Genomic DNA, 10,680 nt, shown 5'->3' with positions numbered 1-10,680 from the left:
CCAGTACGGGCACGTGGTCATCGACCTCGAGCCGACGGGGCCAGGCGGCGGGCCGCGTTCTGGAAGGCGACCTCCACCTGGGCCACGGCCTCTTCCAGGGCATAGGCGACCCGCTGGACGCGGGCGAGTTCCCGCAGGCCCTGGGCCACCGCTGGGGGCCAGAGCGCTCCGAAGCGTTCCCCGGGGAGGGCGCGCACGGCCCCGGCGAGAGCCTCCCCCGCCCGCCGCGTCGCCTCCAGGGCGGCTTCCAGGGCCTCTGCCTGCCGGCGCAGGCCCTGGAGTACCTGGCGGGTTTCCTCCGGATCCAGTCGGAAGGGATGCGAGGCGTTCGGGTGCCTCATTGGGGTTCCTCCTTGGCGGGCTCACCATTGCGCCGCGTGTTCGGAGGCCGCCGGAAGGGCCACCCACAAGGCGATCCCCTCCGGCAAAGCCGTCGCCTGGCCGTCGGCCAGGCGCACCACCAGCGGGATGGCATATCCGGCGAAAAAGGCCATATCCTCGACCAGGGCGAAGCGCTCGTCTGGAGAGAGGGAGAGGTTTCCCAGATAGAGTCCCGGTGTCTTGTGCTCCGGGGGCAACAGGGGCTTAATCTCCCCGGAGCCCAGGTCGATGCGGTAGATCTCCCGGAACGGCGACGGCACCGACATCGGAGGTTGGGGCCGGTCCAGTGTCACGTCGGCGATCAGGATGCGGGGCTCGTGGGGGAGGGCCAGCACCATCGCTCGGAGCCCCTCCTGTTGTTGGCTCGGGGTGATCTCACAGTCTTGACATGGGTCCGTCACGCACTCCGGACATATGGTGGGCACCTGGATCTCTCCCCGGGGGAACCCAGGGGAGAGGGGGCAGCGGACCTGGGGAGCGTTCCACGGGGCGGCGCAGCGGATATGCTCCACCCGCTGCGCCGGGGGCGGCTCCCCGGGCAGCGCCGCGAGGCACTCCGCCTTCCCCCCCAACGTCACACAGATCCGCCATGTGTCCCCCTGGCGCTGATAGAACGCCCGCTGCTCCCATTCTCGGACCGCTTTGGGGTCCTCCCAGGGCCACCACATCGTGAGGTGTGAGAGCCCTCCCCAGTGCTGGAGCAGACTGACCTTCAGCGCCTTCGGGATGGGCAGCGGGCCGATCGCCTGCTGCCCATCGGTCAACCAGACGGCATCCTCGAAGGCCTCCTCTTCGTCTTGGATCCGGGAGGGGAACGCTTCGGGGGGCTTCAGGGGGAGCACCAGCATCCAGTTGGGCGCGAAGGAGAAGGCGGCTCGGATTTCCCGAGGGGGGACGGTGGGCGTCGGTATCGGCGCGGTGGGCGAGGCGGTGGGGCGCGCCGTCGGCGTCCGGGACGGCCTCGGGCGAGGCGTGGCGGTGGGCGTGGGCCTCTCCGCGGTACGGGTCGGGGGGGCCACGACGGGGGAGGCCGTGGGGGCCGGCGCCGGCTGCGCCCCGGCGCAGCCGGCCAGCAGGCCGAGGACGATCCCGAACGAGAAAACCATAGGGCCGATCCGATCCGAACCCATCGTTGGCTCCCTTAAGGTGAATTGACAGGGGAGGGTGAGGGTCGAAGGTGGAGCACCCACCATTGCCCCGGTTGGTCTTCTCGGAAGGCCTGCTGGTCGATGGCCCGCCAGAAGTCCTCCCAGGCGTAGCGCTCCTGGCGGTTGTGGTAGGGGTTGTTGATGACCACGTAGCGCCGTCCCTCGTGCTCCTCCAGACGGTCCACCACCACCCAGTGAGCGGTCGTGCCCTTCTCGTTGCGGTGCGCCGTCAACACGCCGCCGGACGGCGCCGCGCGCCCCCAGCGGTCCGACGGATCCGCCACGACCTCCACCGGCAACCCCTTGGGCGCGGCCCATGCCTGGTCGGTGTCGAGGGCGCGGACCAGGGCGATCACCGCGCCAGGGCGGTCGAGGAGTTGTTTCATCCCCTGCCAGCCCTCCTCCGGCGAGGCCCGGCTCAGAAAGACCTTGTCGCCGGACACTCCATACGCCTGGGATGCCGCCAGCAGATCCGAGGCCGCTGTATAGACGCCGGCCTTTCCTCTCGCCCGGATCTGTTGGATCAGCGCCGGCACCGTCACGCCCTCCTTTTGGGCGGTTCGGGCGAGGGCATAGGGGGCCACCCGGTCGGCCACTTCCTGGGCTGGGATCGGCCGGCCGAGCACGTGGGAAAGGGCCATGCTCAGCGCCACCGGGCCACAGGCCGCGGTCCATGGCACTGACCCCGCCGCGGTCATCCGAATGGCGAACTGGTCCGGGAGGGGACGGCCGCTGGCGTCCACGGCCAGCGGCGTCGCGGCCAGGTGGGGGAGGACGGAGGCGGGAAAAGCCAGGCGCCGGGCCGCGTTCTGAAAGGCGGCCTCCAGGCAGGCGAGGGCTTCTTCCAAAGCGCGGGCCATCCCTCGGGCGCGCTCCAGCTCCCGCATCCCAGCCCGCACCGCGGCCGGGAAGGCATGATGGAAGCGCTCCCCGGGCAGGGCCCGGACGGCCCCGGAGGCTGCCTCCCCCATCCGCCCCGCGGCCTCCAGGGTTTCGAGCAGGTGGGCCGCCCGGCCTTCCATCGCGCGCAGCGCCTGGCGGGCCTCCGTTAGATCCAGCCGCAGGGAACGACCATGGTCCACCGTCATGGGTTTCCATCCCTTCCGACGCTGCTCATAGCTCCAGATCCGGCAAGGCCGCCACCCGCCGATCCACCTCGGTCATTGCCGCCGCGATCTCTGCCTCCCCGGCGGCGAGGGCCTCGGCGAAGGCGACCTGCTCCTCCCGCCACGCCTGGAAGGACCGCAGCCAATCCCGGAGGCGCTCCTGATAGGCCTCGGCAGCCTCCCCGCTCCAGAGGCCCGGCAACTCCGCGGCCACCCGGGCGATCTGACTCTCGATCCGGTCGGGGGCTGGATCCCCCAGGATCCGACGGTAATCCGCCACCGCTTCGGGATCGTGGACAAGGACGGGCATCGGCACCTCCGCGTTATTCCGGGATGGGCCCGATGCGGGCCCCGGTCTCCTCCTCGGCGGCCTGCTGGGCCCGGACGATGCGTGCGAGGTCCACGGCCAGGGCCTCCAGGGCCTGGCGCAGATGGTCGCCCTGGCGGGCCCAAGCCTCGTGGCGGGCGATCAGGGCCTCGGCGAAGGGCGACTGGCATCGGTCCCGAATCCCCTGGGCCGCCCGCTCGGCCCGGCCCAGGTACTCGGCCAGATCCCCTGCCCCCTGCGACAGGGTTCGGGCGATCTGCAGCATCGCCTCGTAATCCATCCGGCTGAAGCCCATCGTCGTCCTCCCCGCTGGGATGTGGCAGGGCGCTAGAAGGCCCGGGCCGATCGCATCCGCCGGGCCTGCTCCGCCTCGAGAGCCTGGAGGTGATGCAGGGCCTGGCGCACGCTGACCACCAGGCCTTGCATCTCCTGGAGGCGGTCCCCGATCCGACGGCTCAGCGCCGCGCCGGCCTCGCGGGCCGGCGCGCCGTGGGGCACCCATGCCGTCGACAGCGGATCCAGGGACCGGGCCAGCGCCGCCGCGTGCTCCGCGGCCTCTCGGAGCTGCCCCTCCAGGCGGTCGCAGAGGGCGAAGGCCTGCTCGTAGTCGACCTGATACAGACGCCCCATCGCACCCCCTTTGCCGTTGTGCTCCATAGACATGATAGGCAGCGCGCCCGGGGTTCCGCCGCCCACCGAGGGCTGGCGCCTATCATCTAAATGGACGCGATCAACGGATCGAGGCCACAAGGAGGGTACGGATGCTTGCGGGAGCGAGAGAAGGCGCGGGGCGGCCAGGACCTTCGCGGCTGGCGCAGGCCGCAGGGGAATCGGCGATCACAGAGGATCCCTACGAGGGGTTGCTGCGGGAGGCGCGGGCCCGCCTGGCGGAGACCTTCCCGCCCCACGAACTGGAGGACCCTTCCACCGAAACCCAAGCCAAGGCGGAGGAGTTGCTGCGTCGCATGGCCGAGGCGGCGGTTCAGGGATGGACCTCCCGGGGGATTCCTCTGATGGAGCCGCCAGAGGCCCTGGTGGCGCGGCTGCTGGACGACATCTTCGGCTGGGGGCCGATCTCGCCGTATCTGGCCACTGAGACGGTTGAGGAGATCATCCTCAACGGGCCGGACCAGGTTTGGATCATCGACGCCGAAAAGGGGAAATACCTCGCCCCCGTTCGGTTCCGCTCCGCCCGCGAGGTCGTCAACCTGGTCAACCGGGCCCTGGCCCGGACCGGGAGACGGCTGGACCGCAAGAACCCGCGGGCGGACGGGCGGCTGCGGGACGGCTCGCGGTTGCACGCGGTGATGGAGCCGCTGGTGGACAACGTCCCGGTGGCGGTGACCATCCGGCGGCATCGCATGGTGGCTCGCACGCTGGAGGACCTGGTGGGCCTGGGGACGCTGACCCCGGCGGCGGCGGCCTTCCTGCGGGAGTGCGTGCTGGGCCGGCTGAACCTGGTCGTCACGGGAGGCACTGCTTCCGGCAAGACCAACACCCTCAACGCTTTGTGCTCCTTGCTGCCCAAAGCCGAGCGGGTGATCACCATCGAGGACACGCCGGAGCTCAAGATCCCGGTGGACGACTGGGTGGCGCTGGTGACCCGCCCGGCCGATGAGGAGGGCACGAAGGAAGTGACCATGGCGGATCTGGTGCGGGAGGCGCTGCGGATGCGGCCAGACCGGATCATCACTGGGGAGGCGCGGGGGGCGGAGATCGTCGACATCCTGATGGCGGCCAACACCGGCCACGACGGCCAGATGCTCACCGTGCACAGCAACGGGGTGCTGGACGTGGTGTCGCGGCTGACCACCATGTATCTGCTGGGGAAGGAACTCTCCCTCAACGCCATCCGGCGGCAGATCGCCGACGCCTTCCAGGTCGTGGTCTACATCGAGCGGGTGTTCCTGGCCGGCCGGCCCCGGCGCTTCGTCCGTCAGATCGCCGAGATCCTCCCCTCGCGCTTCATGGAGGGCGACACGGTGGCCGTCAACATTCTCTTCGAGGACCGGGGGCAGGGGCTGGCGCCCACCGGCAATTTCCCCCAGGTCCTCCCCGAGGAGATCCGACGGCGCTCCGGCCGCGCCCTCGATCTCAAGATCTTCCGCTAGGGGGGACCCCATGCGGTGGCGCACCCTCCAATTGCTCATCGGGCTGGGGTTGGTGGCCGGCGCCTTCGTGGGCCTCTGGCTGTGGAACCAGGCCCAGCGCCCACGGACCTACTCGGTGGTGGTGGCAGCGCGGGAGATCCCGCCCTTCACCCCCTTGGCCCAGGCCCGGGACCGTCTCGCCGTGATGCCGATGGCGGTCCCGGACCCCTTGTTGCGCCACTACGTTCTGGAGGCGGATCTCCCGGGGCTGCTCGCGGACGGGGTGGTGGTGGAGGCCCTGCGGCCGGGGGAGCCCTTGCATCGCCAGAAGGTCGCCTCGGGGGAGAACGCCGGCAAGGTCCGACGGCTCTCCGTGGCCTTGTCCCGCCGGGACGTGGTGATCCGCACCATCCCGGTGGATCCGAAGACCACCCCCGATCTGACGGTGGGGGATGTGGTGGACCTCTACGTGGCCCTGGGGTCGGTCCGGGCGGAGGCGCTGGTGAGCCCCACGGCCCCGCTCACCACCTCCCGGGAGGCCCCGCTGTTGGCGTCCGAGGGGATGATGGCCCCGCTGATGCTGCCCGCTGCCAAGCGGGTGGTGGCGGGGGCGCTGGTTGCCCGGCTGCGCTTCGAGCGCGTGCCCAACCCGGCCTACGGCGCGCCGGGCAGCGAGGGGGCGCCGCCCTTCTTAGAAGGGGACCTGCGGGCGGTGGATGTGATCCTTCCGGAGACAGCGGCGGAGCGGGTGGATTGGGCTCTGGCGGTGGGGAAAGTCGGCGTGGGGTTGCGGCCGGCCCTGTGGCGAGAGGCGGTGGAGGCGGGGAAGGAACTGCCGCCCACGGCGGGCTTCACGTGGACGGACTTCGAGCGCCGGTTTTTTGAGGAACGGGAGGCAGCGGATGGCAAGCGCTGAACTGGGAGTGGTGATCGGCTTCCGATCCTTTGAGGACGCCCGCATGGCCGAGGCGGCCCTGGCGGAGGCCGGGATCCGGGTGCTTTCCGCCGTGACCTCCGCCGGGGGCCTGCTGCGGGACGCCCAGGGGCTGAGCGCCGACGTCCTCCTGGTGGATCCCCGGATCGAGGGGTTCTACCCGGGGCTGATCCGCGAGCTCCTCCACGGGGGCGAGCGGCCGGTCCCCTGTGTGGGGCTGATCCCTCCGGGCTACGATCCGAAGCCCCTCTATGATGAGGGGCTGATGGGCCACGTGGCCGTCCCGCTGGACGACGTGCAGGCCCGGCGCCTGGCCCCGTTGACCCGGGAGGCGGCGGCCAGGGCCCACGCCCTGCGGGCGGCGCCGGATTACGTCCCAGAGGTCTCCCGGGCGGTCTCCGCCCTGGCCGCCCAGGGCGGATGGCGCAAGAGCCTCATCACCTTCTGGAGCCCCGACGGCGGGGTGGGGAAATCCACCCTGGCCGTGAACAGCGCGGCCATGCTGGCCCTGGTGGGGGGACGTCCGGTGATCCTGCTGGACCTGGATATGAGCCGGGCGGCGGCCCATGTGCTGCTGGGGCTCTCCGAGGAGCGGAACCTTTTCGGGTTGTTCAGCGAGCTGCTCCTGGAGCACCGGCGGACCGGTCGGGCGGCCTGTCCGCCCCATCTCCTCCAGAAATACCTGCAGCCCTTCGGCAAGGGCGGCAAACTCCACGTGCTGGTCGGCGTCCCGGGGATGCATCTCGCCGGCCGGGAGGAGTTCCGCGGCGATGAGGAGCGGACGATCGCCCTCACCCGCGCCCTGCTGGAGGCCGCCTACGGCATGGCCGACTTCGTGATCATCGACCTGGGGCCCGACGCCAACCTCCCCGTCCATTACGCGGCCTTGGAGCGGGCGGACCTCGTGCTGGTAGTGGCCCGCCCGGACGCCGTCTGCGCCAATTCCCTGGCCCGGGTGCTCCCCGTGCTGCGCAAGGCCTTCGGCGACGGGGTGGGCAAGTTCGAGTTGCTCCTCAACATGTGGCGGGAGGATGTGGGGATCCGGATGCGGGAGTTCGTGGAGGTGGTGGGGCTGAAGAAGTTCGGCGAGATCCCCTTCGATCCCCAGGTCCCCTTGCAGAACAACCTGGGCAAGCCCTACGCCCTGGAGAAGCCAGGACCATGGAGCGATGCCCTGGCTTCCCTGCTGGCGGTCCTCTACCCGCCGCTGGCGCCCATCTGGACCCATCGGGGCGGGCGGCTCTCCGGACCCGCCGCCGGGCTGGCCCGCGGGGGGCGCTCCGGGGGCGGGCTCTGGGGCCGCCTGCGACGGGGAGGGTGAGCGATGGATCTGGCTCTGATCCTCCTCGGGCTGTTCGGCAGCGCCCTGGCGTGGATGGCCACTCTGCCGCCGCGGGCCCGGCTGCGCCGGGGCCCCCGCCTTCAGGACCGGCTGGCGGCCTGGGTGGCGGCGAACGGGATGGGGCTTCCGGCCTCGACCTTTTTAGGGGGGATGGGCGCCTCGGCCCTGGCCGGCGGGCTCGTGGGGCTCTGGTTGACTGGCGGGTTGGGTCTCCTGGTCCCGGTTTTCGCCGGCGTGGGCGGGGCGTTGTTCTACGCCGGGCTGCGGCGGCGGCAGGCCCGTTTCCGCGAGACCTATCTGGCCAGCCTGGAGCGATCCCTGGACGCCCTGCGCCGCTCCTTCGCCGTCAACCCGAACCTGATGGGGGCGATCCTGCAAGCCCTGCCGGCCATGCCGGAGCCGGCCCGTCTGGACTTCGCCGAGGCAGCCTCCCGGATGCAGGCCGGCGAGGGGGTCGCCGAGGCCTTCGCTGCCATCGCCCTCCGGCGACGGGACCCCTACCTGGACATGGTCGTGGAGGCGCTGGCGGCTCGGGAGCGCTTCGGGGGGAACCTCCGCGAGACCTTGGAGGGGATCCAGCAACTGATCGCCGACCTGCGCCGGATCCGCGGGGAGATCCGCGCCCGGCAGACGATGGCTCGCCTCGAGGCCTTCCTGCTGGCCATCGCCCCCTGGATCTTCCTGGCCGCGATGCGGGCGCTGTTCCCGGATTACGAAGGGGGGTTCTATCGGACCGCCCTCGGCCAAGGGGTGCTCGCCGCTGTCCTCGGGTTGGATGGGCTGGGCCTTTACCTGGGCCGCCGCATCGCCCGCGCCGGGCTGGAGCTGGAGGGATAGCCCTATGGAGGTGGTGTGGATCGGCCTGGGGGTGTTGGGGGCGCTGGGGATCGCCACGGCCCTGCTGGGATGGGAGCCCCCGCGCGGGCGCCCGGCCCTCCGCCGGATCGGCCCCGATGCCGGTCGGCCCCTACGCAATGGCTGGCAGGACGCGGTCGGGCGAGCGGTCGCCGCGCGGCTCGGGCCCGGGGATTGGGCGCGCTGGCTGGGACGGGCGGGATGGCCCTATCCCTCCGTCGAGGCGTTCTTCGCCCACAAGGTGGCCATCGCTGCCCTGATGGGGGGGATCGGTGGGATGGGCGGCGGGCTGTTCCTGCTCCTGGGCCTTCCGCCCTGGATCTCGGCGGCCACCGCCCTCGGATCCGCCGGGCTGGGGTTCTTCATGCCGGACGCTGCGGTGCGGGCCCAGGCGGGGCGGCGCGAGGATCGGCTGCTGGCGGACATGGCCCTGGCGCTGGACCGGCTGGCCAACTTGCTCTCAGCGGGGATGCCGCTGCCCCAGGCGATCACCGCCCTCACTGCCGCGCAGGGTCCCTTCATCGAGGAACTGCGCCGGGTGGCGGCCGATTACCAGGTGTCGGCGGACCTGGTGGAGGCGGTGGACCGCATGGTCGAACGCAACGGGGGCCTGCCGGCCCTGGTCGACTTCGCCAGCCTGGTGCGCTCCGCGGCCCAGGGCGGCGGCCTGGCGAGCTCCCTGCGCACGCTCTCGGACGAACTGGGCAAGGCGCTCCTGCAGCGTCTCATCGAACGGGGATATCGCAACGCCCTGTTAATGCTGTTGCCGGCCTTCCTGCTGATGCTGGCCTCCCTGGTGGTGCTGGCCGCGCCCGGCCTGATGCGGGCCTTGCAGACTTTCTGAGCCCATCTTTTTCAGGAGGTGGACCATGGGAATCCCGGCGCGTCTCTGGCAGATCGGCTGGTGGGTCCTTGAAGGATATGAGACCCTTTGCCACCCTGTCCGCCTGTATCCGCGGCTCCGCCGCTGGGGGCGTTCCCTGGCCCGGCGGCTGCAGACCGACGAGCGCGGCCAGAACCTCATCGAATACATCATCGCCGTGGGCGGGGTTTTCCTCGTGGCCGCGGCCGTCTACGCCCTCTACCGGGCCCTCCAGAGCAAGTATCAGCAGGCGACCAACAGCGTGAACCAGATCCCCATCGAGAGCCCGTGAGGCGACGATGCGTCGCTGGAGCCGGCGCGGCCAAGCCTATGTGGAGCTCCTCCTCGCCATGCCGGTGGCGATGCTGTTGTTCGCTGTGATCCTGGGGCTGGGGTGGGCCTACTGGGTGCAACTCCACGCGGACCTCTACGCCCAGGAACTGGCGCTGCGGGCCGGCCAGATCGGCGCGGGCCCTGCCCTCCAGGAGGCCCATCGCTTCCTCCCGGCGATGGGAAGCGCGGGACGGACGGCGCGTCGCGCGGCCGGCCTGAGGCCCTTCCCCTCCCTGCGAGGGCTGCGATCCCACGGGGACTTCGAGGGTCCGCGGACGCTGCTGTTCGGGGTGCTCCGACCTCCTGAGATCCAGATGGGGACTTTCCAGCGGCTGGAGCGGTTCTATGGGGGGCCACCGGATCTTTTCGAATGAGGGCCGGCGCCCCATCGCCACCCTTTTCCTCGTCGTGGGACTGTTGGCCGGGCTGGGGATCTTCGTTCGGCAGCGAGGGCCGGCGGCCGCTGGATCCCCATGGGTCACGATCTTTTTCGACGACTTCGTCGCCAACACCGGCTGGAACGTCTCCCTCTCCGGGGACGCCGAGGGCTCCTGCTACAACCAGCCGCCCAACGACGGGAACGCGTGGCCGGGGAGCGTCGTTTTCGGCGCGAACGACGGCGGCGCCAGCGTCCTGCGCCTGGCCCAGGACGGCGGGGTGACCTTCCCGCTGGTCGGGCGCGAGGGACTGTTCGACGCCGTCCCCGCCGGCGCCCGCTGGGCCCTGGAGGTCCGCTGGCGGTGGAGCAACCCCACCGACTACGGCGTGCTGGTCCTGGCGGGCTCCGGCGCCTGGAGCGACCGGCGCTACCTGGAGTGCGACCCGAACACCCCCGCCGGATGGGGGGACGCCCTGGCCGCCATCTACGGGACCAGCGGGAGCGGGGGGTATATCGACGTCTTCGGACAGCGGATCGCCGCCCTTTCCGCGGACCCGGGGTGGGTGTGGTTGCGGATCGAGGCGGACCCGGACGGGACGTGGCGGGCCTTCCTCAACGGCGCCCCGGCCGGGGCGGGGACGGGGGCCTTCCGGCCGCGCCTGGTGGTCTTCGGGAACTTCCGGGAGCAGCAGTACTGGGGCAACTGGACGGACCTGCACGTGGACTTCGTGCAGATCCAGTATGCCCTGCCGGACACCCCCACGCCCACGAACACGCCCACCTTCACACCGACGCCTACGCCCACGCCGACGCCGACCTTCACACCGACACCCACGCCCACGCCGACGGCAACGTCCACACCGACGCCGACCCCCACACCGGCACCCACGCTCACGCCGACGGCAACGCCCACGCCCACGCC

The 10,680-nt window shown here is 71.3% G+C and carries 14 protein-coding genes; 8 read left to right on the top strand and 6 right to left on the bottom strand.

The genetic code is table 11. From position 1 onward, the window contains the following. Nucleotides 1-17 precede the first annotated feature (17 nt). From C4313_RS08770 to C4313_RS08745, 6 genes are read right to left on the bottom strand one after another with little or no spacing between them, the layout of a single operon-like run. A complete protein-coding gene (locus tag C4313_RS08770; protein ID WP_352429486.1) occupies nt 18-341 on the bottom strand; it encodes a hypothetical protein in 324 nt (107 codons plus the stop codon). A 21-nt stretch (nt 342-362) separates the two neighbouring features. After that, nucleotides 363-1,511 (bottom strand): hypothetical protein, encoded by a 1,149-nt coding sequence (locus C4313_RS08765; protein ID WP_352429485.1) that lies wholly within the window; start codon nt 1,509-1,511, stop codon nt 363-365. A gap of 11 nt (nt 1,512-1,522) precedes the next feature. Next, nucleotides 1,523-2,617, bottom strand: a complete 1,095-nt coding sequence (locus C4313_RS08760; RefSeq protein ID WP_352429484.1) for a hypothetical protein — start codon at nt 2,615-2,617, stop codon at nt 1,523-1,525. 25 nt (nt 2,618-2,642) lie between these two features. Then, entirely contained in the window at nt 2,643-2,945 is a 303-nt protein-coding gene (locus C4313_RS08755; protein ID WP_352429483.1) for a hypothetical protein, read from the bottom strand. A gap of 13 nt (nt 2,946-2,958) precedes the next feature. Beyond that, nucleotides 2,959-3,258, bottom strand: a complete 300-nt coding sequence (locus C4313_RS08750; protein ID WP_352429482.1) for a WXG100 family type VII secretion target — start codon at nt 3,256-3,258, stop codon at nt 2,959-2,961. Nucleotides 3,259-3,290: 32 nt separating this feature from the next. Further along, nucleotides 3,291-3,593: a hypothetical protein gene (locus C4313_RS08745; protein ID WP_352429481.1), complete on the bottom strand. Its 303-nt coding sequence runs from the start codon at nt 3,591-3,593 to the stop codon at nt 3,291-3,293. A gap of 131 nt (nt 3,594-3,724) precedes the next feature. On the opposite strand from C4313_RS08745, the gene C4313_RS08740 reads away from it, so the two are divergent. From C4313_RS08740 to C4313_RS08705, 8 genes are all read left to right on the top strand, one after another. Then, a complete protein-coding gene (locus C4313_RS08740; protein WP_352429480.1) occupies nt 3,725-5,074 on the top strand; it encodes a TadA family conjugal transfer-associated ATPase in 1,350 nt (449 codons plus the stop codon). Nucleotides 5,075-5,084: 10 nt separating this feature from the next. Next, on the top strand, nt 5,085-5,969 hold the full coding sequence (locus tag C4313_RS08735) for a CpaB family protein (protein ID WP_352429479.1): 885 nt from the start codon (nt 5,085-5,087) through the stop codon (nt 5,967-5,969). Further along, complete coding sequence (locus C4313_RS08730; protein ID WP_352429478.1) at nt 5,956-7,308, top strand: CpaE/TadZ family protein; 1,353 nt, start codon at nt 5,956-5,958, stop codon at nt 7,306-7,308. The genes C4313_RS08735 and C4313_RS08730 overlap by 14 nt, the downstream gene beginning before the upstream one ends. Nucleotides 7,309-7,311: 3 nt before the next feature. Beyond that, on the top strand, nt 7,312-8,166 hold the full coding sequence (locus C4313_RS08725; RefSeq protein WP_352429477.1) for a type II secretion system F family protein: 855 nt from the start codon (nt 7,312-7,314) through the stop codon (nt 8,164-8,166). A gap of 4 nt (nt 8,167-8,170) precedes the next feature. Further along, entirely contained in the window at nt 8,171-9,028 is an 858-nt protein-coding gene (locus tag C4313_RS08720) for a type II secretion system F family protein (RefSeq protein ID WP_352429476.1), read from the top strand. A 25-nt stretch (nt 9,029-9,053) separates the two neighbouring features. Continuing rightward, nucleotides 9,054-9,338, top strand: coding sequence for a Flp family type IVb pilin (locus tag C4313_RS08715; RefSeq protein WP_352429475.1), 285 nt, complete (start codon nt 9,054-9,056; stop codon nt 9,336-9,338). Between the two features lie 7 nt (nt 9,339-9,345). Then, nucleotides 9,346-9,753 carry a TadE/TadG family type IV pilus assembly protein gene (locus C4313_RS08710; RefSeq protein ID WP_352429474.1) on the top strand — a complete coding sequence of 136 codons (408 nt, stop codon included), beginning with the start codon at nt 9,346-9,348 and terminating at the stop codon, nt 9,751-9,753. Further along, nucleotides 9,725-10,680, top strand: a 956-nt coding sequence (locus C4313_RS08705; RefSeq protein WP_503012458.1) for a hypothetical protein, incomplete at its 3' end; no start/stop codon positions are given. The genes C4313_RS08710 and C4313_RS08705, both read left to right, overlap by 29 nt.

This window comes from Thermoflexus sp. (assembly GCF_040289485.1).
In the GTDB taxonomy this organism is placed as follows: domain Bacteria; phylum Chloroflexota; class Anaerolineae; order Thermoflexales; family Thermoflexaceae; genus Thermoflexus.
Note: the sequence above shows the minus strand (reverse complement) of the source record. Positions and strands in the feature narration are given on the sequence as shown.